Below are 23,233 nucleotides of genomic sequence, written 5' to 3' on the forward strand. Positions count from 1 at the left end.
CAGATTCTCTTTCAGTTGATTTGACTCCACGGTTGGCAAGTGGCTTCCAAGCCTTGGGTAGTGCCTTGGAGCTGTAACAACTCCTCATCGATAGCGGTTATCAATACATCGACAATGCGGTTTTTCAAATCGACCCCGGCGGGTCCCTCTGCCGTTACTCGCAGATAGTTTGGTGTATAGCCTCCCCAGCCGTTCTCATCACCGCCTTCAATTAAAATCGGTAGGGTGCGGCCGAGATGGCTGCTCAAACTCCTTCGTTTCAATCGCTCACTCAGTTGGTGCAGTGCTTGGCTGCGTTGCCGTTTTATTTCCCGAGTGAGCGCTCCCGGCATGCTGGCCGCTTTGGTGCCCTGACGGGGTGAATAGGCGAAGATATGCAGGTCGCCGAAACCGACCTCTTCGACAAATTCGAGGGTATCCTGCCACTCCGCTTCGCTCTCGCCGGGGAAGCCGACGATGATATCGGTGGTGATATTGATATCCGGAACCTGCTCTCTGGCCTGATCGACCAGTCGGCGATACTCATCCCTGCGGCAGCGCCTGGCCATACGTCTCAATACACTGTCCGATCCACTCTGCAGAGGCAGGTGCAGATGGGGCATGAAGCGGGGATTGTCGAACAGACGCCAGAAATCTTCCGGGAGATCCCAGGGTTCGATGGAGCCGATACGCAGACGGGGGATATCCGTTTCCTGCAGAATCCGACGGATCAACTCGGGGATGGAGGCGTCGATGTCGGCGCCATACCCCCCGATATGGACCCCGGTCAGTACCGCTTCCTGAATCCCCTGGCTTTGCAGATGCCTGATCTCCGAAATGATCTCTGCGGCCGGGCGACTGCGTTCTTCACCTCTGGCCAGGGTGACGATGCAGAAGCTGCAGCGATAGCGACAACCGTCCTGGATTTTGATGAAGGCGCGCTGGCGTCCTCGGGAGAGCAGGCCGGTAGCGTCTGGTTCGGTGGCGCTCTGGGGCATCACCCAGAGATCGAGTCTTTCGCTGACTATCTCCACCAGACGCCCCTTGTCCCGGTTATTTACCACCAGGTCAACACCCTCGATTCCCGCCGCGGCATCGGGATTCAATGAGGCGTAGCAACCGCTGACCACCAGCCGGGCATGAGGATTTTGCCGGCAGCTGCGGCTTAACAGCTTACGCGATTTGCGTACCGCCTCTTCGGTCACGGCGCAGGTGTTGACTACAAGCAGGTCAGCCTCTTCCACCTGTTTTGTCATGGCATGGCCAAGGGCCTGAAAGTCGCGGCTCCAGGTCTCCATCTCCGCCTCGTTGAGACGGCAGCCCAATGTCATCAGGTGTATGCGCATGTGAGATCGGTCCAGAAGTCTATCTATGGGGTTTGACTGGTGGGCAAAGGTAATCTCTGCACTGCTCGGATGCAAGCACGGACTCAGGTTTTGAGTCACCGGATGGGGTATAGTTCTGTCATGGAATGGTTTACCCAAGCTTCGACCCTGCTGCAGGTCTTGCTGATCCTCGGATTCGTCTGCCTCATACTGTTGGGCTGGGTGCTCTATTGGCTGGCGCGGCTGCTCGATACCCAGCAGCGAGAACAGCGCGCCCGTATTCATCATCAGCAGTCGCTGCTGGAATCACTGCATGCGCAGGAGCGCCACTACACCCGGGAGCAGAGTGAATTGCGCGATCTGATGACCGAGCGGATCGCCCGTGGTACCTTGGCCCAGCAGCGCCTGCTGCACGGTATGCAACAGGCCCTGATGGATCGTTCGGACAGGCTCTATCAGGGTATGGAAAGACGCTATGGCGAGATGCAACAGCACCTCCCCGATGGTACGGGACGTCTGCGAATTGAACTGCTGGAACAGTTTGAAGGATTGAAAAAGGCGGTTACCGAGGGTCTCGGTGAGGGACGACTGCAGCAGCAGGAGAAGCTTGGCGAGCTGCGTGAATCCCTGGCGCAGTCTCTGGTGCGGCATCGCGAGGCCTTCGGCGAACGTCAGCTCGAAAGCATGCGACAGCAACATGAAACCCTGCAATCCGGGATGGGCGAGGTGCGTAAACAGGTGGCTGAGGCGTTGACCCAGCACGCTGATAATCTGGGAAAGAAGGTGCAGGGCTTGACAGAGTCAACTGACAATCGGCTCAAGGAGATAAGCGGCCAGGTGGAGAAACGCCTCAACGAAGGTTTTGAAAAGACCACGGAGACCTTCAATCAAGTACTCACACACCTGACCCGTATCGATGAGGCGCAGAAGAAAATCACAGAACTCTCCACCAATGTGGTCAGCCTGCAGGAAGTGCTTGCGGACAAACGTTCCCGTGGCGCCTTCGGTGAGGTGCAGCTGTCGGCGCTGGTACGCAATGTGATGCCGGAATCGGGTTTCGCCCTGCAACACACATTGAGCAATGGCCGGCGGGCGGACTGCGTGCTGTTTCTGCCCGATCCCACGGGCAATGTAGTGATCGATGCCAAGTTTCCACTGGAATCCTATCAGCGTATGCTGGATGACCAGCTGGCGGAAACTGAGCGTGTTCAGGCGCAACGGCAGTTCCGCAACGATATCAAAAAACACATGGAGGATATTGCATCCCGCTACATCATCCCAGGAGAGACGTCAGATGGAGCAGTGATGTTTATCCCTGCGGAGGCGGTATTCGCTGAGATCCATGCCCACTTCCCCGATCTGGTGGAGGAGGCGTTCCGCAAACGGGTCTGGCTGGTATCGCCGACCACCATGATGGCGATTCTCACCACCGCCCGCGCTGTACTCAAGGATGCGGCCACCCGAGAGCAGGTACATATCATCCAGGAGCATCTGCGCGCCCTGTCGAAGGATTTCGGTCGTTTTCAAAACCGTATGGATAACCTGGCGAGGCACATCGGCCAGGCCCACCAGGACGTCAGTGACGTCAATATCTCAGCACGCAAGATCACCAATCGCTTCGAGAAGATCGAGAAGGTCGAACTCGAGGAAGAGCAGAGCCCGGATCTGCCGGTGTTTCGCAAGGCTGCCCTATCCGACTCGGAGGATGACTAGTAATCCCTGGCCAAAAGAAAAGCTGCTGGAAAAGCTTTGAGTTTTTAGTGTTGAGTTTTGAGTTGCTTGGGCAACACTTACTAAAAACTAAATACGCCAGGAAGCCGCTGATGAAATGGTTGAGTAAAACGCGCAGTCCGGTAAGTTATTATTTTCAAATAGGTTGTTTCTTCCCCTGATCATCCAGGCAGACATAGGTGATCGTGGTGGTGAAGACACTCTCTTCCTTGCCGCTCTCCGGATCCTGGGCAAACACCTTGGCCAGGTATTGCACGGATGTCAGCCCTTTGTGGCTTTGTTGAATATCGAAGCGAAGAATGGTCCCTTTTCGCACACTGCGATGAAACTCCACGCGATCCATGCCGATGGTGACGAATCGTCGTCCGGGATAGTCATGAACCGCGGCTATCCAGGCGTATTCATCCACCCATTGCAGCAGATTACCGCCAAAGAGGTAGCCGTATTGGTTGAGATGTTGGGGTATGACCAGCTTATGGTTTTCCATCACATCTCCATCCCCGGAACATGCAGGCCGGGTGGTGGAGGCGTGGGTGAGTTCTGATGCATCAGCAGTCGCCAACCCTCTCCGGTTTTGCGGAAGATGTTGGTGGCGTAGACAGGTTGTGGCTCATCTTGCCCGGGGCTCTTCACCAGCTCCTCAATCAGGTGGATTGCAAGTTCGGGGGTTTCGATCCATGCCAGGTGTTTGGTCTGGATGTCTAGGTCAACATCACTTTGCATCAGTGGTTCCCAAACCTTTCTGATCGCATCTTTACCTCTTTGCGCCGTCATCATCGGCAGTAGACAGAGCACCTCTTCACTCTCCTCCCAAACTTGCATGAATGCCTGCAGATCCTTCTCTTCTATAGCGTCGTAGTAGGCGTCTTCGGCATCTTGCGGTGTCGTATATGGGCTGCTCATTGTTTTTCCTGTGTGGTGTCTGTCGCTCAGCACTTCAACCCCGGCTGAAAGCTGATCGGTCTGTAGATGCGGAATAGATGAATGATACTCATTGATGGAAATCATGGCGAGGGGCGGATGACGATGGTCGGATGTCGCCTGAAATGTGCTTCATTATTCTGTTATCCACCAATTTCGAACCTAGCCGAAAGACACCCCTCTGATATTGCCTGACGAAGTCTCCCCTCAGATTGATGTCGGCGGGAGGGGGTGTTTCTCTGATTCTGGGATTGTTGCACCGGCTATCCGACGCCCTCGTCGAAGCTATTCCCTAACTTCACAGCTTTCCGTATGATCTGGCCTCGCTTTCCAAGTCAGTGACCCGGAATCAGATAGGACAATATATGTCTGACACAATCGACCAAAGCCTTGAGGGAATTGAACAGGTTCCACTGAGCCAGTTTACCGAGCAGGCCTATCTCAACTACTCCATGTATGTGATTCTCGATCGCGCCCTGCCCAACATCGGCGACGGCCTGAAGCCGGTCCAGCGGCGTATCGTTTACGCCATGTCGGAATTGGGGCTGAGTGCCACGGCAAAGTTCAAGAAATCGGCCCGTACCGTGGGTGACGTGCTGGGTAAATTCCATCCCCATGGCGACACTGCATGTTACGAAGCGATGGTGTTGATGGCACAGGGCTTCTCCTATCGATACCCACTCGTCGACGGTCAGGGTAACTGGGGTTCAGCGGACGATCCCAAGTCGTTTGCGGCTATGCGTTACACCGAGTCGAGGCTGACCGCCTACGCCCAGCTGCTGCTTTCAGAACTTGGCCAAGGTACCGTGGAGTGGGTGCCGAATTTCGACGGCACCCTCAAAGAACCGTCGATCCTACCCGCCAGAGTACCTAACCTGCTGCTCAATGGCACATCCGGCATTGCAGTCGGTATGGCAACCGATATTCCACCCCACAATCTACGGGAGGTGGTAAGTGCCTGTATCCATCTGCTGGAGTCACCAAAGGCAAGTGTTGCTGAATTGATGATGCACATTCATGGGCCCGATTATCCCACTGAGGCCGAGATCATCACACCGGCGGATGAGCTGTTGAAGATCTATGAAAACGGCAGTGGTTCGATACGTATGCGTGCCCGATATGAACGAGAGAACGGTGATATCCTCATCACAGCCTTGCCGCATCAGGTCTCCGGCGCCAAAGTGCTGGAGCAGATTGCTTCCCAGATGCAGGCGAAAAAACTGCCGATGGTCGACGATCTGCGAGATGAGTCGGATCATGAGAATCCGACCCGCCTGCTCATCGTGCCACGCTCCAACCGGGTCGATGTGGAACGGGTTATGTCGCACCTTTTCGCGACGACCGATCTGGAAAGGACCTATCGGGTGAATATGAACCTGATCGGTATCGACGGACGACCGGCGGTCAAGGATCTTCGCTCCCTGCTCAAGGAGTGGTTGCAGTTTCGCACCGAAACAGTGCGCAGGCGCTTGCAGTATCGGTTGGACCAGGTGTTGGATCGTCTGCATATCCTAGAGGGCTTGATGATCGCTTACCTCAATATCGACGAGGTGATTGCCATTATCCGCCATGAAGAGAATCCCAAGGCCGAGTTGATAAGGAGATTTTCCCTCTCGGAGACTCAGGCAGAAGCGATTCTCAACCTGCGCCTGCGCCATCTGGCCAAGCTGGAAGAGATGAAGATTCGCGGTGAACAGGAGGAGTTGGAGCAGGAACGAAAGTCTCTGGAATTGACTCTCGGTTCCAACCAACGGCTGCGTACCCTGATTCGCAAGGAACTCAAGGCCGATGCTGAGCAATATGGGGATCAACGCCGCTCACCCATTGTTCAGCGTGAGTCGGCGGAGGCGCTGGCGGAGACTGATCTGACCCCGAGTGAGGCGGTTACCGTGGTGTTGTCCGAAAAGGGGTGGGCGCGTAGCGCCAAGGGCCATGAAATCGATCCGGCGACACTCAACTACCGGGCGGGTGACAACTTTTTGGCCGCTGCGCGTTTGCGCAGTAATCAACAGGCGGTATTTGTCGATTCCAACGGGCGTAGCTATTCACTGCTGGCCCATACCCTACCTTCCGCCCGCAGTCAGGGAGAACCCCTGACTGGCCGTCTCTCACCCGCTACCGGTGCGACTTTCATGGCCGTTGTCGGTGGCGATCCTGATGGGGAATATCTGCTCGCCTCCGATGCGGGGTATGGATTTCGGGTCAAATTATCCGATATGCTGGCCAAGAACAAATCCGGTAAGGCCCTGTTGTCGTTGCCGAAAGGGGCCCGGGTTCTGCAGCCTGGCGTCATATCGGACCATAGCCATGATAGAGTCGTGGCTATCTCCAATGAGGGCCGCATGCTGGTTTTCCCTCTCTCCGAACTGCCGCAACTCGCGCGTGGCAAGGGTAACAAGATTATCGGTATTCCCGCCAAGCGTGTGGCTTCGCGGGAGGAGTTCGTGGTCGCTCTGGCAGTGGTGCCCCAAGGTGCCAGCCTGACCGCCCATGCAGGCAAACGGTATATCGTACTCAAGCCGTCAGATCTGGATGGTTATCAAGGTGAGCGTGGGCGTCGGGGAGGTAAGCTTCCTCGTGGATTTCAACGTGTCGACAGGGTTGAGGTGAACAGCTAAGCGACACCCCCCCGCCGGTTTGGTGGAATCTGCCGCATAGGCTCAACGAGGCCGTCTGTTTGCATGATGGATAGATCGCACTAACGAAGTGGGACAGCATGATTTCAGGCCAGTGGTAATAGGCGGATAACGCTGTTTAGAAGCAATTGGCTTGGAGACTTCCTCCGTTCATCGTTATAATGGTCAGTTCACAGCAGGGCTATGGTGTTTTTTACCGCGTCCAAGCTGCAAGCGAAAGTGGCGGAATTGGTAGACGCGCTGGATTTAGGTTCCTGTGGGGCAACCCGTGAGAGTTCGAGTCTCTCCTTTCGCACCAGTTTTTTCCTCGTGATTGCCAATTGCAATTTCCAGGATATTTCCAGTTTTTACAAATATATAGTGACAGATCAAGGCTGTCAGGAGAAGAACCATGCAAGTTTCGGTGGAATCGGGTGAAGGGCTAGAGCGACGCGTTACGGTCGAATTGCCGGCTGAGCAGATCGAGGTGGAGGTCACCAAGCGTCTGAAGCAGATTGGTCGAACCGCCAAACTGGATGGCTTCCGTCCGGGAAAAGTACCTATGAATTTGTTACGCCGTAACTATGGTGGTCAGGTCCTGCAGGAGGTCTATGGTCAAATGATCGAGAGCAGCTACCAGGAGGCGATCCAGCAGGAGAAGCTGCAACCCGCGGGGATGCCGAAGATCGAGCCCAAAGAGAGCACCGAAGAGGGATTGTTCAGCTATGTGGCCACCCTGGAGGTCATGCCTGATATCAAATTGACCGAGCTCACGGGAGAGATCAAGCAGCCTGTTGCCGAGATCACCGCGCAGGATGTCGAGGATATGATCGAAAAACTGCGCAAACAGCGTGCTACCTGGAACAACGTAGACCGTGCCGCTGCTGAGGGTGATCAAGTGAAGATCAGCTTCAAGGGTTTGGTCGACGGGGAGGCGTTCGAGGGCGGCAGTGCCGAAAACGTGGATCTCGTGCTTGGTTCCAATCGGATGATCGAGGGCTTTGAGAGTGGTCTGGTGGGAATGGTCAAAGAGGAGAAACGCTCCATTGACCTGCAATTCCCCGAGGATTACCGGGTGGAAGAACTGGCGGGAAAACCGGTAACGTTCGAAGTCGAGGTGAATGAGGTTGCGGAAGAAGTGCTTCCCCAAGTCGATGATGATTTCGCCAAAGACTTTGGTGCCGGTGAAGGTGTGGATAAGCTGAAGGAAGATATCCAGGAAAACATGCGGCGTGAACTTTCACAGCGTGTCAAGGCTCGGATAAAGAGTCAGGCGATGGATCTTATTTTCGAGCAGAACAAGATCGACATTCCCAAGGCGCTGATCGAGGAGGAGATCGAGGCGCTGCGTAAACAGACTCGAGAGCAGATGGGACAGGGAGCCGGTAGTTTCGAATTGCCCCGTGAGATGTTTGAAGATCAGGCCAGGCGGCGTGTAACCCTGGGCCTGTTGATTGGTGAGATCATTAAACAAAACGAGATTCAGGTCGATAACGATCGTGTACGCCAGACAATTGAAGAGTATGCGGCCAGCTACGAGCAGCCGGAAGAGGTTGTCAAGTTCTACTATGGCAATCAACAACAATTGGCTTCGGTACAGAACGTGGTTTTGGAAGACCAGGTAGTCGACTGGGTCATGGAACAGGTGGAAGTAGTGGATGATGAGACCACATTCGCCGCGTTGACAGAGCAGGGTTGACCCTGAGGAAAAAGCAGCTATGAACGAACAGTTTTCATCAGGAATGCCGGATGCGCAAAACCTTGGTCTGGTACCGATTGTCATTGAGCAAACAGCCAGGGGCGAGCGCTCTTTCGATATCTACTCGAGGCTGCTCAAGGAGCGGGTTATCTTTCTGGTTGGGCCGGTCGAAGATCATATGGCCAATCTGGTTGTTGCCCAGCTACTGTTTCTAGAGTCGGAGAATCCTGACAAGGATATTCACCTCTATATCAATTCACCTGGAGGATCCGTCACTGCGGGCCTCTCTATCTACGATACCATGCAGTTTGTCCGTCCTGATGTCAGTACCATGTGTATCGGTCAGGCAGCCAGCATGGGGGCGTTGTTATTGGCGGGGGGCGCAAAGGGAAAGCGGTATTGCCTGCCAAATTCCCGTATGATGATCCACCAACCCCTGGGCGGTTTCCAGGGACAGGCGACAGATATAGAGATTCATGCGAAAGAGATTCTGTTGTTGCGGGAGCGTTTGAATTCTATCCTGGCCCATCATACCGGTCAGAGTCTGGAGAAGATCGGAGAGGACACCGAACGCGATAATTTTATGGGGGGCGAGGAGTCTGTAGCCTACGGCCTGATTGATTCCGTACTGAGCAATCGCGAAGGGGCGGCAGACTGAATAACCTGTCTCTGAAGGCGGTTACCGACTGTAACGCAGGCCTGATACACAGATCAGAGTTTCGTGACTCTGACCTTGCCATCTATGCGCAGTTAGATATGATTGAGTTAAAAGCAGGTTGATTTCGGTTCGAGGAGTGAGATATGGGCAGTGACAAGAGCGGAAAAGGCGACGACGGCAAGCTGCTGTATTGCTCCTTTTGCGGCAAAAGCCAGCATGAGGTACGCAAACTGATCGCCGGTCCTTCCGTCTTCATCTGTGACGAATGTGTCGAACTCTGCAACGACATTATCCGCGAGGAGATGCAGGACCCCGGGGAAGAGAGTATCAACAAGCTTCCCAAGCCTCACGAGATCAAAAAGACCCTGGATCAATATGTCATCGGCCAGCATCGGGCGAAGAAGGTGCTGTCCGTCGCGGTTTACAACCACTACAAACGACTCGATACCATCGGTAAAGAGAGTGATGTGGAGCTGGCCAAATCCAATATCCTGCTGATTGGGCCCACCGGATCGGGCAAAACCCTCCTGGCTGAGACACTCGCCAGGCTCCTGAATGTACCGTTCACGATTGCCGATGCGACCACTCTCACCGAGGCGGGCTATGTGGGCGAGGATGTGGAAAACATCATCCAAAAGCTGTTACAAAAGTGTGATTATGATGTGGAAAAGGCCCAAACAGGCATAGTCTACATTGATGAGATCGACAAGATTTCCCGAAAATCAGACAACCCCTCAATTACCCGGGATGTATCGGGTGAGGGCGTACAGCAGGCCCTGTTGAAACTGATCGAAGGCACGGTGGCCTCCGTACCCCCCCAAGGTGGGCGCAAGCACCCCCAGCAGGAGTTCCTGCAGGTCAACACCTCGAATATCCTGTTTATTGTCGGTGGCGCCTTCGCCGGATTGGAAAAGGTCATCAAAGATCGTTCCGAGAAAGGTGGTATCGGATTCTCCGCGGAAGTAAAGAGCAAGGACGACTCACGCTCCATCGGCGACATTATCGTCGATGTGGAACCCGAGGATCTGATCAAATATGGTCTGATTCCCGAATTCGTCGGTCGTCTGCCTGTTGTGGCCACGCTGCAGGAGCTTGATGAAGCCTCGTTGGTGAAGATCCTCACCGAACCGAAGAATGCCCTGACCAAGCAGTACAGCCGCCTGTTTGAGATGGAAGGCTGTGAGCTCGAGATCCGTGAAGACGCACTGCGCGCCATTGCCCGCAAAGCCATGCTTCGCAAGACAGGCGCACGGGGATTGCGCACCATCTTAGAACAAGTGCTGCTTGACACCATGTACGATCTTCCCTCAATGGACGAGGTGACGAAGGTCGTGGTGGATGAGGCAGTGATCGCCGGCGAGTCTGAACCGCTGATGATTTATGAAAACAGCGACAAGCAGATCGCCGCATCCGATTAGCATAACATCACATAAATAGTGGTCTGTCCTAGATGCGAAAGCCTGACCGGCCGGATTGACTGATAGATGCTGGTATGTTCTTGAATTCATAACATATCCATTGGGTAAATTCGTCACCAGAGGGTATATATCTGCGCTATTCATTGCATTGCAGGCTTGAAACATCCAGATTCCACCCTTATATATGTCCTTTATAGTGTTGATCCGAATAAATGGATGCGGATTGAACATAGTTACCCGCCAGTATCAAATCCCTGTACTGACTGTCATACCTGAGGTTGAAGGTTTTTAGGCAGAGAGACTGCCGAAATGAGGATAATTTAATGGGCCACGAGTACACAGATTCCATGAAGACGATCAGCCAGAATAATCTCGTACCGGTTTTACCGTTGCGCGATGTGGTCGTCTATCCCCATATGGTCATTCCTCTGTTTGTCGGCCGTGATAAGTCGATCCAGGCACTGGATTCGGCGATGCAGAGTAATAAGCAGATTCTGCTGGCAGCGCAAAAGAGCGCTGATGTGGATGATCCGGACGTAGTTGATATGTATGCAATCGGCACCCTGGCAAACATACTCCAACTACTTAAATTACCCGACGGTACTGTCAAGGTGCTCGTCGAAGGCGGAGAGAGAGCGCGTATCACCGAATTCGTAGATACGGATGAGTTCTTTACCGCCAGGCTTGAAACCCTGACTGACACGATCGATGTGGCGGGCCGTGAGAGCGAGGTATTGATGCGCTCGGCCACCAACCTGTTTGATCAGTATGTCAAGTTGAACAAAAAGGTGCCCCCGGAGGTGCTCACATCACTTTCGAGCATCGATGATCCCAGCCGTCTTGCAGATACTATCGCTGCGCATATGTCATTGAAGCTGGAAGAGAAACAACATGTTCTTGAGATGCCCAACGTACGCGAGCGCCTGGAACATCTGATGGGATTAATGGAGGGTGAAAACGATATCCTGCAGATGGAGAAACGGATCCGTGGCCGCGTAAAACGCCAGATGGAGAAAAATCAGCGCGAGTACTATCTGAATGAACAGATGAAGGCGATTCAGAAGGAGCTCGGCGAGATGGAGGATGCGCCGAACGAGATTGAGGATCTCACCAAAAAGATAGAATCCGTCGGTATGACCAAGGAGGCCAAGGAAAAGGCTGCCAATGAGTTGAACAAACTCAAGCTGATGTCCCCCATGTCTGCTGAAGCCACAGTGGTGCGTAACTATATCGATACTCTGGTCGGTCTGCCCTGGAAGAAACGGACCAAGATACGTAACGATATCGGTGCGGCCGATGCGGTGTTGAATGAGGACCACTACGGTCTGGAGAAGGTCAAGGAGCGTATCCTTGAGTATCTCGCGGTACAACAACGTGTACGAAAACTGAAAGGACCGATACTCTGTCTGGTGGGGCCTCCCGGTGTCGGTAAGACCTCCTTGGGTCAATCGATAGCTCGTGCCACCAATCGCAAATTCACCCGCATGGCCCTGGGCGGGGTAAGAGACGAGGCGGAAATTCGTGGACACAGGCGTACCTACATCGGCGCATTGCCCGGTAAAATCATCAACAATTTGAGTAAGGTCAAGACCCGTAATCCGCTGTTTCTCCTTGACGAGATAGACAAAATGGCGATGGATTTTAGGGGTGACCCGGCATCGGCCCTGCTGGAGGTGCTCGATCCGGAACAGAACCACACATTCAATGACCACTATCTCGAAGTCGACTTCGATCTGTCCGAGGTAATGTTCGTTGCGACCGCGAATACCTTGAACATCCCTCCGGCGTTACTCGATCGCATGGAAGTGATCAGGCTCTCCGGTTATACCGAAGATGAAAAGGTCAGTATTGCCGAACGCTATCTGGTGCGTAAGCAGATGGAAAATAACGGATTGAAGCCCGATGAACTCATCATCAGGGAGTCCGCGATACGCGATATCGTCCGTTACTACACACGTGAAGCGGGTGTGCGAAATCTGGAACGGGAGATTGCCAAGATATGCCGTAAAGTGGTGAAGGATATACTGCTGAAGAAACCAAAAGGCAAGATCACCGTTACCCCCAAGAAGCTTGAAGACTATTTGGGTGTTAAAAGATTCCGTTATGGCCGGGCGGACGAACACGATCAGGTCGGGCAGGTTACCGGACTGGCCTGGACCGAAGTGGGCGGTGAACTGCTGCGCATCGAGGCGGCATTGATGCCTGGTAAAGGCCGGCTCAGTCATACCGGTCAATTGGGTGAAATCATGCAGGAGTCCATTCAGGCAGCCATGACTGTTGTCAGGAGTCGTGCGGATTCTCTCGCATTAGAAGAGGATTTCCACCAAAAATGCGATGTTCATATCCACGTGCCCGAAGGTGCGACGCCGAAAGACGGCCCCAGCGCAGGTGTCGGTATGTGCACCAGTCTGGTATCCGCTTTGACAAAAATACCGGTTCGGGCGGATGTGGCAATGACGGGGGAAATCACCCTGAGAGGTGAGGTTTTACCGATCGGTGGACTCAAAGAGAAGCTGCTTGCCGCGCATCGCGGAGGTATCGCAACGGTTATCATTCCCGAAGAGAATGAACGAGATCTTGTTGATATACCGAAGAATATTAAACAAAATCTTGATATCAGGCCGGTTCGCTGGATCGATGAAGTGTTGCAGGTGGCACTCAAGGAGATGCCGCAACCGAAAGAGGGAAAGTCAGCGGATGCGACACCGACTAAGGGCGGACAACAGCAGGATGGCGACGAGGTCAAGAAACGGGGTGCGCCGACCAAGCACTAGTGTGATCCGAGATGCTATATCTCTGTCACAACAGTAACAAATGTTAAGAATTGGTCTTCTGAGTTGCTTGACAGGGTATCTGGCAGCCGGTATAAATTCTGGCGTTTCGGGCCCCAAGCGGGCCATTACATAACGCTTCTAAAGGCGGTAATTCCGCCAAGACCACCACAGGGGAAAATGATTAATGAATAAGGCCGAACTAATTGAGGCAATGGCGGAATCTGCGGACATTTCCAAAGCGGCTGCCGGGCGTGCGCTCGACGGTATGGTTGACGCAGTAACAAAAGCGATGAAAGAGGGTGATACGCTTTCGTTGGTAGGATTTGGCACCTTCTCAGTGAAGGAGCGGGCCGCTCGTGAAGGCCGCAATCCGCAAACTGGCGAGACGATTAAAATCAAGGCCTCAAGAATCCCGTCATTCAAGGCTGGTAAAGCATTGAAGGATGCAATAAACTAGCGCGCCTTCAGGTGAGGTATCTCTAACCGGTTGACGATATACCCCACTAGCAGGGTGCTTAGCTCAGCTGGGAGAGCATCGCCCTTACAAGGCGAGGGTCGCAGGTTCGATCCCTGCAGCACCCACCAACTCGGAGCGGTAGTTCAGTTGGTTAGAATACCGGCCTGTCACGCCGGGGGTCGCGGGTTCGAGTCCCGTCCGCTCCGCCAACTTAAGATGATAAACCATTGAAATATATGGTTTATGGTAACGACCACTGACGTTCTGCCCCTACTCTGTCACTAACTTAGCAGGGTTATGGGTGTATGAAAAGGTTTGACGAATGCCTGGCCTTGCACCTTCAGCTGAACGCTGAGGGGCAGTGGGAGGTGGTGTACCGGGAGCCAGGAGAGCGAGGCCCACACAAGGTATGCAAGTCTAACATGTTGATTGAAGCGCACTACAAACTGACGTTTGTTGAATTACGGGTTGTGCTGTTGGGTGTTGCCCAGCTGAATCCGCGTGAGCCCGTGCCCGATGAGATTGAGATCACGGCGGAGGAATACGCTAACACCTACCAGGTCACCGACGATAGAGCTTACCAATCGTTTACAGAGGCAGCTGGTCGGCTGCCTAAGCGCAAGCTAGAGGTGTTTGATAAAGCGGGTACGGGCAAGCGCATTTCTTGGCTTAAACCGAACACAACGGACGCTGAGCTTTACCCTAAAGGGAGCGGTGCCTTCAATTTATGTTTTTCTGACGAAGTGAAGGCCTATCTAGCGGGTCTAAGCCGCTGTTTTACGGTCTACGAGCTGGAAAAGATCGCGCCGCTAAACTCCTATTATTCCATGCGACTTTATGAGCAGCTCTGCCAGTGGCGCAGTACCGGCAAACTGGTAGTTACGCTGGAGGACTTCAGGGGCCGCCTGGGCCTTGAAGACAAATACTCGGAATTCTTCAATTTGAAGCAGCGTGCGATCGATGTCGCAGTCAAAGAACTGTGCGAGAAATCAGGGTTGAGGATCTCCTGGGAGGTCAAGCGGCGGAACAATAAGGTTGTCGGCCTGACATTCAATTTTGAAGAAAAGAGCCTGAAGGGGTCCAAGCTGGCGCGTTTCCCGAATTCCTAAATTCGCTTTAAAACGAGGTAACTTAATGAGTAAAAAAATCCTCTTAGTGGTGTTGTTGTTTCCATCGATCCTATGTGCCGGGCTAGACGGAGGCGACTGCTATATCGTTGGCAACCAAAAAGGTTACAGCGCAAAGCACTACAAAAATAACTATAAACCTTTTCCAGATGAAGTATCTGATGTTACTGTTAAGGTGAGAGTTGCTGGCGATAGTAGTGAAACTAGTAGCTCGCATCGTGATGCCTCTGCCTCACGTTGTTTTGAAATTGCTAGTAATACAATTTTCTGTGTAGCTGGGACCATGCGTGTTTCCGAAATCACGGCTGTATATCCCACGGAAGGTAAAGTCATCACGACTACCGTGTATCCTGAAGAACACCCTTTTGCTGGTGCGAGCTTGCTTGTCGGCGACATCTTAAGCCGTTGTAATTAGCTCACCCATCCTGAAAACCCGATCAATCAACTGAAAAGCGAGCGACCGCTCGTTTTGTGGATGATTACGGGATAAGCTGCGAACTTAGCGAAGGATTTGTAAGGGTTAGCTATGGATTTGTAAGGAACCTCTCTAATAACCATCTGTATTTAATACCGAATCCCGCCCTTAAAAACAAGATTAAAAACAAGATAAAAAATTATTGGTGGTGAGCGCTGTACAAAAATTGGACAGTTCGGCGAGTTATTCACAATTTCTGTGGATAGGGCTGTTGTTTTATTGGCGGGTTGAGGGGCAAAGGCTTGACCCTATTGATTTTCTTTTAGATTGTACAATTTTTATACAAATGAGTGCCTTCGGCACAGCTCAAGCAGTTTGATCCCTACCCTCCGCCCCAGTCGCTCAGGCGACTGGCCTGGAGAAGGTGTCTACGCCTTCGGCTTCGACGTTTTTGTGTTGGCTTCACGGCTGTTCAGCCACCGTGCGGGTCGGCTTGGCAGGCGGCTTCGCCGCTCTCGTTCATGGATCACCCTGACCGACAAAAGGTCTACAGGCGCGTGTCCGGCTTGGGGGCTAGCATCACGTCAAAACGCCGCGCCAGAGCGCCTCAGTGGCCCCGAGTGCGGTTTTTTTGGGTTTTGAATGGGGGGATATGTCCGGCGTATTTTGAACGCCTAGTTTGGACGTCCTTGTCCTGAGCGGGATCTGGCGTGTGGCTAATAGGCATCGCCATAGGCATAGCCATAGCCATAGCCATCGCCAAAGCCAAAGCCAAAGCCAAAGCCATCGCCAAAGGAATAGCCATAGCCATAGCCGTTACCATGGCCAAAGCCATCGCCAAAGCCATAGCCAAAGCCAGCGCCAGCGCCAGCGCCAGCGCCATAGCCATAGCCAGCGGGATCGGGTGTGTGGTTAATTGCCATAGCCAGCTCCATCGCCATCGCCATCGCCATAGGCATAGCCATCGCCATCGCCATCGCCATAGGCATAGCCATCGCCAAAGCCATCGCCATAGCCATTGCCATCGCCAAAGCCAAAGGAATAGCCAGAGCCATCGCCATAGCCATCGCCAAAGCCAAAGCCAGCGCCAGCGCCATAGCCAGAGCCATAGCCATCGCCAGCGGGATCGGGTGTGTGGTTAATTGCCATAGGCATAGCCAAAGCCAAAGCCAAAGACAAAGCCAAAGCCAGCGCCAGCGCCATCGCCAAAGCCAAAGCCATCGCCATAGCCAAAGCCATCGCCATAGCCAAAGCCAGCGCCATTGCCATCGCCAAAGCCATCGCCAAAGCCATCGCCAAAGCCATCGCCAAAGCCATAGCCATCGCCAAAGACAAAGCCAGCGCCAGCGCCGTTACCATAGCCATAGCCCTCGCCAAAGCCATAGCCAAAGCCAGCGCCAGCGCCAGCGCCAGCGCCATAGCCAGAGCCAGCGGGATCGGGTGTGTGGTTAATTGCCATAGCCAGCGCCATCGCCGTTACCATAGCCATCGCCTATGCCTGTGCCGTTGGGGAAGCTGTTGCCAGCGCCGTCGCCATTCCCAAAGAGCAGGCCAAAGCCATCGCCATAGCCGCTGCCGGCTTCGAGACCGAAACCGGCGCCATAGCCGTAGATGGGGCCGGTGACATAGGCACTGACGTAGCCCAGGGATTTAAACATGCTTTTTCCCATTAAATGGTTTAGAGGGATAGAGGCAAATAAACGACTCGAAGTGAATCGCATCCGTTACCTCATCGATGACATTCGTCTTCTTATCCGTCTCATTCGGGGCTAGCATGAAGCCTTCGTTTGCGAGTTGCGGCAGGCCGCCCTCGCGTTGTCGCCAATAACGGATGTTTCTAGCGTCGTCCAAGCAAAACCGGTTGCCCAAGTCCACCAGTTTTCCATGGTGGACAAACCCAAAAGGGAGAATGGCGATGACGTAGCTGTTGTGCAGTGGATGTCGGTCGGTTGTTTGTGTTTTAGATTCGGACATGGTCGTCTCCACGTTAGATGGTTGTGTCAATGATCGCTGATTACCCCCATTAACCCGTTTCGAGCGACGGCATTAAGCTAAGGAAAAGTGGGTGAATTGTCCAGTTACAGGGTTTTTCCCTATTGTTGCTGGGATTTCTCCTAATTAATGATATGGGTTATCATGATTGACGTGACTATATTCTTCTTACCTTGGGGACTGATAATCATGCTGGTCATCTTTGCCGGCGGGTTATTGTTAGTCTCGGCTGAGGACAGGGTAAGTCTGAAGCGTGCCCAGCGAGAGATTGCGCGTTTACAGTCTGAACTTTCTCGGATCAAGAGGGAATATAATTTAACGCTGTTGCGTATTAACGAGAAGAAACAGTCGGAAAAGGAGAAGCTGGCGGAGGTGGTGAGTCAAGTTTATGTCAACCAAACCGAATCGGGCGGCATAGGCGATAGGGAGTTCTCCGATAACAAGGGGAATTATCCTGACCAATAAGCGGATCATTTTTGCAGCGATAGCGAACATGAAAAAGATCATTCAATTTTCTATCGCTGCGGCACTGATCGCAGCAACTGGATCTGCCACGGCATGGTGGAACGGGCCTGGCTGGGGAAGCGATCGCAACGTTTTTTGTGGCGATTACACCCTTGGCATGAGCGGTAAGCGTGGGTGCGAATGCAGTCTACCGGTTCTTTCTTTACCAGGCCTCCAATATGATGGTTGCAATAGGCGCGGCTACTACGGCTACGGTCCCAACGGTCCCTACTACGGCTACAGTCCCAAAGGTCCCTTCCACGGCTACGCTCCCAACGATACTTATGATTACGACTATTAGTTTCTTTCTTGTTGATTTATTCAGGCTGGTTATGTACCGCATGAATAATGAAGTACATATATTCGGTGTGGAAGCTACCGCTCGCCAACAACAGCGTGCATTACTGGACGGTAATGAGCATGTATTACCTGCACGTGAGAGATGTAGCATCATATTATTTATGCGCCAAAAGAAAGGCACGGATTCTGATTGGGACTTGGCCAAGAAAACGTTGAGTGAGGCAGGGTGGGGGAACATCGAAATTATTCAATCAGGCCGTACTACATTGGAAAAGCTGAATGAAGCTGAAGATGACCCGGTATCGACTTGTTGTTATACCGAAGCCTTGACTGGAGGGAAGGCGTTTTTGGTCTATCAAGATATTGAAGATTGATCGCCCATCGCCTCATCGACAAGCGTGACGATGCCAACCCACTGAAGTAGTGAGGGCTTGCGTTTCCCGTCAGAATACGCCAGACTTATCCACAAAAAGCCCCGCCATTGCGGGGCGGGCGCCTTTATAAAGGTTAATAAAAACAAGAAGATGCCAATGCCACATCCTTTTATCGACCAAAAAGTAATCATCTTGTCTAACGCGGCCGACACGGAGGCGAATTCTGTGATTGTGGGCCAGCTTAAAGCGTCTGGTTTGCGTGATGTTTACTACGTGACGGGGTGTTATGCCTTGGACAGTACGGCGTTGGCATCGAGCCGGTTGATGCCGGATAAGGTGATCGCGATGGGCGAGGTCTGTATAGAGCGGGGTTCGGTCGCCCTGATGTTGGCGGATTCGCGCGGCTTTCATGCCAAGCTTGCGGCGTTAGCGAGGGTTAAGGATACGGTGTCCGGGACGGTACCGCGTAGTCCTGCGGCGGTCCGTCGACTTAAGGAAGCGGTGGGTAAACAACCATAACTAAAGCAATGCGAAGGAGCGTACGGCATGAGTCTTGTGTCATTTGTGAAGAGGATTGATTTTGTGGAAGCGCAGCGTTTTGTCGGTTTGATCGATACGGGGCTGGACGTGCTTAAGTTTGCGGCGGAGAAGATGAAGGATGATGGCCGTATTTCGGGCCAAGAGGGTCTTGAGATACTGGACAAGGCGTTGGGCCATCATGGGATTTGTCTGGGGTGTGACGGGCATGGGATTCGAGAGGCGGTTGATGAGCCGGATGAGCCGGTTCGGGCGAAGCGGCCGCGTCGTCGCCGGGATGACCGGGGTTATGCGTTGCGTTTCAAGGCAAGTGACGAGACGCCCGAGGCGCTGGCGGAGAAGTTGGCGGGACTGGAGACCTTGGTGGATCGCGGGGTGTGTTTGGAATGTGATGGCGAGGCGTCCTATCGAGTGAGTCAGCAGCCGAGCGAACGGCACAGTTAAGTTTTCAGGCACAGCGCCCTGGTTGATGTCGAGTCTGCCACCCCCAACCACCCAGGCAGGTTTTACGGATGCCGGGGCGCTTTTTTTTGGAGTTGAGGTGAAGCATGGGTATTTTCACCGATGAGCGCCAGGCGAAGGCGGATCGCTACAATGCGGCGCGCCAGCGCACGGTTGAGCGGTTTTTGAATCGGACGTACTATGAGCGAAAAGCCGGGCAGGATCTGATTACGCGGATATCGACGGAGACGGCGGAAGAATACGTGCTGCGCCAAAAGGGTTATCGGGCGGTAATTGAGCGGTTGCTCGAGGAGACGGGGGCGTTTCGTGATAGCTATTATGGGCAGTACGAGGCTGAGCCTGCGCCGGTGTATTTAGTGACGGCGAAGTTGCTGGATCAAGAGTATGCGTATCTTGAGATCTGTTTGCGGATTGTGGAGGAGAACATGCTGCGGGCGGAGGATGCGTCGTTTTATGCGAACCGTTTGGCGTGGATCATGCGTAAGGTGAGAAAAGGCTGGTTGCAGGCGTTGGCGAAGCAGCATGACCTGCCGGATGAGGTAAAGCGTTTTATTGCGCGGGTGTAGCGCGCATCACAAAAACACAGCGGAGCAAGACACAATGGACGTGTTGTTTTCGAAGCCGGTTGTTGGTCTGATGCTGATGGCGTTGGGTTGTTGGGCGTCGATTGCGCAGGAGGGGGCGGTTGAGCGCGTCCCGGCGCGGTAAGGCCGAGGCATCTGCTGGGGGTAAGCGCCGCCCGGGTCGCCCGAAGGGTTCGAAGAACAAGTTTTCGGTGGCGGCGGCGCGCAAGGCGGCGGCGGACCAGGGTCAGTTGCCGCATGAGTATTTATTTTCGTTGGGGTTATCGGGCGATTTAAGTCCGGGCCAACGGATAGCGGCATTGAAGGCGGCGGCGCCGTATTATGCGCCGAAGCTTTCGTCGATTGAGGCGAAGTTGGAGCCGGTGCGGGTAGAGCTGACGGATAGTGAGCTGAGTGCCCGCATTGAGGCGTTGCAAAAGGCATTGCGAGGCGAAGCGGATGGACCCGGTATCGAGAGCGAGACAGCTTGAGCTTGAAGGGCTGCTGCAAGAGCAGCTGAGACGCCGATCGCGGCGTAAGCTTGAAAGTTATTATCCTGAGACGGGCCCTTTGCGGCGCGCGTTATATCCCAAACATTTAGCGTTTTTTGAAGGTGGACGTCACTACCGGCAACGGTTGATGCTGGCGGCGAACCGTATTGGCAAGACGGAGGGGGTGGGCTTATACGAGTTGGTGTTGCATCTGACGGGGGCTTATCCGGCCTGGTGGCGGGGTCGGCGTTTTAGTCGGCCGATCCGTGCGTGGGCGGCGGCGGACACGATCAAGAATGCGCGCGAGATTTTGCAGGCGAAGTTGCTGGGGGCGTCGGCGTCGGATTGGGGGACGGGTTTAATCCCGGGTGACAGTTTGCAGGGGGTGAGTAAGGGGGCGACGGGGACGGTGGACACGATTGAGGTGTCGTCGGTGTCCGGGGGGACGTCGGTGCTGCTGCTGAAGAGTTACGAGCAGGGTCGCAAGGCGTTTCAGGGGACGGAGCAGGATGTGATCTTGCTGGATGAGGAGCCGCCGTACGGGGTGTATACGGAGGCTTTGATGCGGACGATGACGACGGATGGTTTGTTGTTGTTGACGTTCACGCCGTTGCAAGGGGTATCGGAGGTGGTGCGGGCGTTTTTGGGGGATGACGTTTCGCCGGCGGCGGCGTTGTCGGGCGAGGGGCATTCGACGTCGGGGCGTTGGGTGGTGCGGGCGAGTTGGGATGATGTGCCGCATCTTTCTGCGGAGGTGAAGGCGGAGTTGCTGCAGTCGATCCCGGCGTACCAGCGGGATGCGCGGAGCCGGGGCGTGCCGCAGTTGGGATCGGGGGCGATCTATCCGATTCCGGAAGCGGATTTTGTGGTGTCGGATTTTGAGATACCGGCGCATTGGCCGCGGGTGTATGGGCTGGATGTGGGTTGGCGCAAGACGGCGGCGTTGTGGTGCGCGCGCGATTTGGATGGGGGGGTGGATTATCTGGTGAGTGAGCACTACCGGGGAGAAGCAGAGCCGGTGGTGCATGCGGCGGCGATCAAGGCGCGGGGCGATTGGATTCCTGGCGTGATTGATCCGGCGGCGCGCCAGCGTAACCAGAAGGATGGTGAGCGTTTATTGGATGACTACAACCGGGAGGGGTTATGGCTGACGCCGGCGGTGAGTGCGGTGGAGTCTGGGATTTACCGGGTGTACCAGGCGTTGTCGACGGGGCGCTTGAAGGTGTTTGGGAGTTTGCGCAACTGGTTGGATGAGTACCGGTATTACCGGCGGGATGAGCAGGGTCGGATCGTGAAGGAGCGGGATCATCTGATGGATTGCACGCGGTATGTGTACAACAGTGGTTTGTCGTTAGCGGCGTTGTCGCCCGCGGTTGAGCGTTTGAAAGCGCGTGGCCGTGGGCGGCGGGTGTCGAGCGAGGGCTGGATGGGCTAGGCAGGCGTTGGGCGATGGAAAGATTGGTCAAGGATGCGCAGGCGGTTTTTGAATTGGCGTCGGAGGTGGAGTCGGAGAACCGCGCGTCGGCGTTGTCGGATTTGCGGTTTGCGAAGTTAGGTGAGCAATGGCCGTCGGCGATGCGCAAGAAGCGGGAGGATGAGGGGCGGCCGTGTTTAACGATCAACCGGATGCCGGCGTTTATCCGTCAGGTGGTGAATGATGCGCGGCAGAACCGGCCGAGCATCCAGGTGCATCCGGTGGATGATGGCGCGGATGTTGAGACGGCGGAGATTTACAGTGGATTGATCCGGAACATTGAGTACACGTCGGATGCGGAGGTGGCGTATGACACGGGGATTGAGCATGCGGTGACGTGTGGTTACGGGTACTGGCGGGTGGGGATTGATTATGCGTCGGACGATACGTTTGAGCTGGATTTGCGGATAGAGCGGATCCCGAACATATTCAGTGTCTATGGCGATCCGTATTCGTTGCGTGCGGATTCGAGTGATTGGCAGGATGCGTTTGTGCTGGATTATGTGCCGAAGGCGGTGTTTAAGCGGCGTTATCCTGGTGCGAAGTTGTCGGATTGGCCGGTGACGCAGCAGCATCATCAGCGTGTGGACCGGGCGGGCGTGTGGTTATCGGAGTATTGGCATCGTTCGGAACGTGATGAGGTGGTGTTGGGGTTATCGGACGGGACGGTGTTGGCTGAGGGGGATTACCGGCGGGCGGCGGATGTTTTGCAGGCGGAGGGGCTTGAGGTGGTGGATGAGCGCGAGGTGACGCGTTCGTCGGTGAAGCAGTATTTGCTTTCTGGGGTTGGGGTGTTGGAGGAGCGGGATTGGCCGGGGCGTTACATCCCGCTGATTCCGGTGTATGGGGATGAGACGGTGGTGGATGACCGGCGCTATTTTCGGAGTTTTATCCGGGATGCGAAGGATCCGCAGCGGATGTACAACTACTGGCGAACGGCGTCGACGGAGTTGGTGGGTTTGGCGCCGAAGGCACCGTATATCGGGCCGCGGGGTGCGTTTCAGACGCAGCGGCACAAGTGGCGTAATGCGAACCGTGAGAGTTATGGTTTTTTGGAGTATGACGGGGCTGTTGCGCCGACGCGCCAACCGTTTTCGGGGCCGCCGATGGGGACGATCCAGGAGGCGAAGAGCGCGGCGGATGACATGAAGGCGGTGACGGGGATTTATGATTCGAGTTTAGGGGCGCGCAGTAATGAGACGTCGGGTGTGGCGATCGCGATGCGTCAACGGGAAGGGGATGTGAGCACGTTTCATTTTATCGACAATTTGTCGCGTGCGATCCGGCACACGGGTCGGGTATTGATTGATTTGATTCCGAGGGTTTACACGGGTCCGCGGATGGTGCGTGTTTTGGGGCCGTCGGGGAATGATCCGCGGACGGTGCGTTTGGGGGGTGGTGGGGCTGAGGCTGAGGG

25 protein-coding genes and 3 tRNA genes are annotated in these 23,233 nt (G+C 54.4%); 21 read left to right on the top strand and 7 right to left on the bottom strand.

The window, feature by feature from the left end; translation table 11 throughout:
* Nucleotides 1-11: 11 nt before the first annotated feature.
* Nucleotides 12-1,325, bottom strand: coding sequence for a tRNA (N(6)-L-threonylcarbamoyladenosine(37)-C(2))-methylthiotransferase MtaB (gene mtaB / locus CODIS_RS07085; RefSeq protein ID WP_069122846.1), 1,314 nt, complete (start codon nucleotides 1,323-1,325; stop codon nucleotides 12-14).
* 102 nt (nucleotides 1,326-1,427) lie between these two features.
* Here mtaB and CODIS_RS07090 point away from each other — a divergent pair, with 102 nt between their 5' ends.
* Nucleotides 1,428-3,017 carry a DNA recombination protein RmuC gene (locus CODIS_RS07090; protein ID WP_235615150.1) on the top strand — a complete coding sequence of 530 codons (1,590 nt, stop codon included), beginning with the start codon at nucleotides 1,428-1,430 and terminating at the stop codon, nucleotides 3,015-3,017.
* 154 nt (nucleotides 3,018-3,171) lie between these two features.
* Here the strand turns inward: CODIS_RS07090 and CODIS_RS07095 are convergent, their stop codons facing one another.
* A complete protein-coding gene (locus tag CODIS_RS07095) occupies nucleotides 3,172-3,522 on the bottom strand; it encodes an acyl-CoA thioesterase (RefSeq protein ID WP_069122850.1) in 351 nt (116 codons plus the stop codon).
* The gene (locus CODIS_RS07100) at nucleotides 3,522-3,938 is read right to left on the bottom strand and encodes a YybH family protein (RefSeq protein WP_069122987.1); all 417 of its coding nucleotides are present in this window, start codon (nucleotides 3,936-3,938) and stop codon (nucleotides 3,522-3,524) included. The genes CODIS_RS07095 and CODIS_RS07100 overlap by 1 nt, the downstream gene beginning before the upstream one ends.
* A 383-nt stretch (nucleotides 3,939-4,321) precedes the next feature.
* On the opposite strand from CODIS_RS07100, the gene parC reads away from it, so the two are divergent.
* From parC to CODIS_RS20880, 11 genes are all read left to right on the top strand, one after another.
* Nucleotides 4,322-6,574, top strand: a complete 2,253-nt coding sequence (parC, locus tag CODIS_RS07105; protein ID WP_069122853.1) for a DNA topoisomerase IV subunit A — start codon at nucleotides 4,322-4,324, stop codon at nucleotides 6,572-6,574.
* Between the two features lie 231 nt (nucleotides 6,575-6,805).
* Nucleotides 6,806-6,890, top strand: a tRNA-Leu gene (locus tag CODIS_RS07110).
* Nucleotides 6,891-6,983: 93 nt separating this feature from the next.
* A complete protein-coding gene (gene tig / locus CODIS_RS07115; protein ID WP_069122856.1) occupies nucleotides 6,984-8,270 on the top strand; it encodes a trigger factor in 1,287 nt (428 codons plus the stop codon).
* A 43-nt stretch (nucleotides 8,271-8,313) separates the two neighbouring features.
* Entirely contained in the window at nucleotides 8,314-8,928 is a 615-nt protein-coding gene (clpP, locus tag CODIS_RS07120; protein ID WP_305782092.1) for an ATP-dependent Clp endopeptidase proteolytic subunit ClpP, read from the top strand.
* Between the two features lie 143 nt (nucleotides 8,929-9,071).
* Nucleotides 9,072-10,346 carry an ATP-dependent Clp protease ATP-binding subunit ClpX gene (clpX, locus tag CODIS_RS07125; RefSeq protein ID WP_069122861.1) on the top strand — a complete coding sequence of 425 codons (1,275 nt, stop codon included), beginning with the start codon at nucleotides 9,072-9,074 and terminating at the stop codon, nucleotides 10,344-10,346.
* 323 nt (nucleotides 10,347-10,669) lie between these two features.
* A complete protein-coding gene (lon, locus tag CODIS_RS07130; protein WP_069122863.1) occupies nucleotides 10,670-13,120 on the top strand; it encodes an endopeptidase La in 2,451 nt (816 codons plus the stop codon).
* 184 nt (nucleotides 13,121-13,304) lie between these two features.
* Nucleotides 13,305-13,577 (top strand): HU family DNA-binding protein, encoded by a 273-nt coding sequence (locus CODIS_RS07135; protein WP_069122866.1) that lies wholly within the window; start codon nucleotides 13,305-13,307, stop codon nucleotides 13,575-13,577.
* 52 nt (nucleotides 13,578-13,629) lie between these two features.
* A tRNA-Val gene (locus tag CODIS_RS07140) sits at nucleotides 13,630-13,705 on the top strand.
* A 4-nt stretch (nucleotides 13,706-13,709) separates the two neighbouring features.
* Nucleotides 13,710-13,786 (top strand) — tRNA-Asp (locus tag CODIS_RS07145).
* Between the two features lie 96 nt (nucleotides 13,787-13,882).
* Nucleotides 13,883-14,686 carry a replication initiation protein gene (locus CODIS_RS07150; protein ID WP_069122869.1) on the top strand — a complete coding sequence of 268 codons (804 nt, stop codon included), beginning with the start codon at nucleotides 13,883-13,885 and terminating at the stop codon, nucleotides 14,684-14,686.
* Between the two features lie 25 nt (nucleotides 14,687-14,711).
* On the top strand, nucleotides 14,712-15,119 hold the full coding sequence (locus CODIS_RS20880; protein WP_154723038.1) for a hypothetical protein: 408 nt from the start codon (nucleotides 14,712-14,714) through the stop codon (nucleotides 15,117-15,119).
* Between the two features lie 716 nt (nucleotides 15,120-15,835).
* On the opposite strand, the gene CODIS_RS20885 is transcribed toward CODIS_RS20880, so the two are convergent.
* Genes CODIS_RS20885 through CODIS_RS07175 form a run of 4 tightly spaced genes read right to left on the bottom strand, consistent with a single transcriptional unit; the run spans nucleotide 15,836 to nucleotide 17,093 of the window.
* The gene (locus tag CODIS_RS20885; RefSeq protein WP_069122871.1) at nucleotides 15,836-16,042 is read right to left on the bottom strand and encodes a hypothetical protein; all 207 of its coding nucleotides are present in this window, start codon (nucleotides 16,040-16,042) and stop codon (nucleotides 15,836-15,838) included.
* Nucleotides 16,032-16,538, bottom strand: coding sequence for a hypothetical protein (locus CODIS_RS21510; RefSeq protein WP_201259014.1), 507 nt, complete (start codon nucleotides 16,536-16,538; stop codon nucleotides 16,032-16,034). Before CODIS_RS21510 ends, CODIS_RS20885 begins: the two co-directional genes overlap by 11 nt.
* 29 nt (nucleotides 16,539-16,567) lie before the next feature.
* The gene (locus CODIS_RS21515) at nucleotides 16,568-16,777 is read right to left on the bottom strand and encodes a hypothetical protein (protein ID WP_154723040.1); all 210 of its coding nucleotides are present in this window, start codon (nucleotides 16,775-16,777) and stop codon (nucleotides 16,568-16,570) included.
* The gene (locus CODIS_RS07175) at nucleotides 16,770-17,093 is read right to left on the bottom strand and encodes a hypothetical protein (protein WP_069122881.1); all 324 of its coding nucleotides are present in this window, start codon (nucleotides 17,091-17,093) and stop codon (nucleotides 16,770-16,772) included. The genes CODIS_RS21515 and CODIS_RS07175 overlap by 8 nt, the downstream gene beginning before the upstream one ends.
* A gap of 162 nt (nucleotides 17,094-17,255) precedes the next feature.
* On the opposite strand from CODIS_RS07175, the gene CODIS_RS07180 reads away from it, so the two are divergent.
* The 9 genes from CODIS_RS07180 to CODIS_RS07215 form a co-directional block, all read left to right on the top strand.
* Nucleotides 17,256-17,576, top strand: a complete 321-nt coding sequence (locus CODIS_RS07180) for a hypothetical protein (RefSeq protein ID WP_154723041.1) — start codon at nucleotides 17,256-17,258, stop codon at nucleotides 17,574-17,576.
* 28 nt (nucleotides 17,577-17,604) lie between these two features.
* Complete coding sequence (locus tag CODIS_RS20895) at nucleotides 17,605-17,916, top strand: hypothetical protein (RefSeq protein WP_154723042.1); 312 nt, start codon at nucleotides 17,605-17,607, stop codon at nucleotides 17,914-17,916.
* A 40-nt stretch (nucleotides 17,917-17,956) separates the two neighbouring features.
* A complete protein-coding gene (locus CODIS_RS20900) occupies nucleotides 17,957-18,289 on the top strand; it encodes a hypothetical protein (protein WP_154723043.1) in 333 nt (110 codons plus the stop codon).
* A 255-nt stretch (nucleotides 18,290-18,544) separates the two neighbouring features.
* On the top strand, nucleotides 18,545-18,808 hold the full coding sequence (locus tag CODIS_RS20905) for a hypothetical protein (protein ID WP_154723044.1): 264 nt from the start codon (nucleotides 18,545-18,547) through the stop codon (nucleotides 18,806-18,808).
* 27 nt (nucleotides 18,809-18,835) lie between these two features.
* On the top strand, nucleotides 18,836-19,270 hold the full coding sequence (locus CODIS_RS07195) for a hypothetical protein (protein ID WP_069122897.1): 435 nt from the start codon (nucleotides 18,836-18,838) through the stop codon (nucleotides 19,268-19,270).
* Between the two features lie 104 nt (nucleotides 19,271-19,374).
* Complete coding sequence (locus tag CODIS_RS07200; RefSeq protein WP_069122901.1) at nucleotides 19,375-19,854, top strand: hypothetical protein; 480 nt, start codon at nucleotides 19,375-19,377, stop codon at nucleotides 19,852-19,854.
* Between the two features lie 119 nt (nucleotides 19,855-19,973).
* Nucleotides 19,974-20,342 (top strand): hypothetical protein, encoded by a 369-nt coding sequence (locus tag CODIS_RS07205; protein WP_069122905.1) that lies wholly within the window; start codon nucleotides 19,974-19,976, stop codon nucleotides 20,340-20,342.
* Nucleotides 20,343-20,490: 148 nt separating this feature from the next.
* Entirely contained in the window at nucleotides 20,491-21,777 is a 1,287-nt protein-coding gene (locus CODIS_RS20445; RefSeq protein WP_083220603.1) for a terminase large subunit domain-containing protein, read from the top strand.
* Nucleotides 21,778-21,791: 14 nt separating this feature from the next.
* The coding region (locus CODIS_RS07215) for a portal protein (RefSeq protein ID WP_069122908.1) at nucleotides 21,792-23,233 on the top strand (1,442 nt) is incomplete at its 3' end.

The sequence above is a fragment of the Candidatus Thiodiazotropha endolucinida genome (genome assembly GCF_001715975.1).
Classification (GTDB): domain Bacteria; phylum Pseudomonadota; class Gammaproteobacteria; order Chromatiales; family Chromatiaceae; genus Thiodiazotropha; species Thiodiazotropha endolucinida.

What these genes read in the sequence shown, in the direction of transcription:
- CODIS_RS20880 (WP_154723038.1), top strand. Translation starts at nt 14,712, where the DNA reads ATGAGTAAAAAAATCCTCTTAGTGGTGTTGTTGTTTCCATCGATCCTA.
- CODIS_RS21510 (WP_201259014.1), bottom strand. Translation starts at nt 16,538, where the DNA reads ATGGCGCTGGCGCTGGCGCTGGCGCTGGCTTTGGCTATGGCTTTGGCG.
- CODIS_RS20445 (WP_083220603.1), top strand. Translation starts at nt 20,491, where the DNA reads ATGCTGGCGGCGAACCGTATTGGCAAGACGGAGGGGGTGGGCTTATAC.
- CODIS_RS20895 (WP_154723042.1), top strand. Translation starts at nt 17,605, where the DNA reads ATGAAAAAGATCATTCAATTTTCTATCGCTGCGGCACTGATCGCAGCA.
- CODIS_RS07175 (WP_069122881.1), bottom strand. Translation starts at nt 17,093, where the DNA reads ATGTCCGAATCTAAAACACAAACAACCGACCGACATCCACTGCACAAC.
- mtaB (WP_069122846.1), bottom strand. Translation starts at nt 1,325, where the DNA reads ATGCGCATACACCTGATGACATTGGGCTGCCGTCTCAACGAGGCGGAG.
- CODIS_RS07095 (WP_069122850.1), bottom strand. Translation starts at nt 3,522, where the DNA reads ATGGAAAACCATAAGCTGGTCATACCCCAACATCTCAACCAATACGGC.
- CODIS_RS21515 (WP_154723040.1), bottom strand. Translation starts at nt 16,777, where the DNA reads ATGTTTAAATCCCTGGGCTACGTCAGTGCCTATGTCACCGGCCCCATC.
- parC (WP_069122853.1), top strand. Translation starts at nt 4,322, where the DNA reads ATGTCTGACACAATCGACCAAAGCCTTGAGGGAATTGAACAGGTTCCA.
- CODIS_RS07100 (WP_069122987.1), bottom strand. Translation starts at nt 3,938, where the DNA reads ATGAGCAGCCCATATACGACACCGCAAGATGCCGAAGACGCCTACTAC.
- CODIS_RS07200 (WP_069122901.1), top strand. Translation starts at nt 19,375, where the DNA reads ATGGGTATTTTCACCGATGAGCGCCAGGCGAAGGCGGATCGCTACAAT.
- CODIS_RS20900 (WP_154723043.1), top strand. Translation starts at nt 17,957, where the DNA reads ATGAATAATGAAGTACATATATTCGGTGTGGAAGCTACCGCTCGCCAA.
- CODIS_RS20885 (WP_069122871.1), bottom strand. Translation starts at nt 16,042, where the DNA reads ATGGCAATTAACCACACACCCGATCCCGCTGGCTATGGCTATGGCGCT.
- CODIS_RS07090 (WP_235615150.1), top strand. Translation starts at nt 1,428, where the DNA reads ATGGGGTATAGTTCTGTCATGGAATGGTTTACCCAAGCTTCGACCCTG.
- CODIS_RS07195 (WP_069122897.1), top strand. Translation starts at nt 18,836, where the DNA reads ATGAGTCTTGTGTCATTTGTGAAGAGGATTGATTTTGTGGAAGCGCAG.
- clpP (WP_305782092.1), top strand. Translation starts at nt 8,314, where the DNA reads ATGCCGGATGCGCAAAACCTTGGTCTGGTACCGATTGTCATTGAGCAA.
- tig (WP_069122856.1), top strand. Translation starts at nt 6,984, where the DNA reads ATGCAAGTTTCGGTGGAATCGGGTGAAGGGCTAGAGCGACGCGTTACG.
- lon (WP_069122863.1), top strand. Translation starts at nt 10,670, where the DNA reads ATGGGCCACGAGTACACAGATTCCATGAAGACGATCAGCCAGAATAAT.
- CODIS_RS07180 (WP_154723041.1), top strand. Translation starts at nt 17,256, where the DNA reads ATGATTGACGTGACTATATTCTTCTTACCTTGGGGACTGATAATCATG.
- clpX (WP_069122861.1), top strand. Translation starts at nt 9,072, where the DNA reads ATGGGCAGTGACAAGAGCGGAAAAGGCGACGACGGCAAGCTGCTGTAT.
- CODIS_RS07150 (WP_069122869.1), top strand. Translation starts at nt 13,883, where the DNA reads ATGAAAAGGTTTGACGAATGCCTGGCCTTGCACCTTCAGCTGAACGCT.
- CODIS_RS07135 (WP_069122866.1), top strand. Translation starts at nt 13,305, where the DNA reads ATGAATAAGGCCGAACTAATTGAGGCAATGGCGGAATCTGCGGACATT.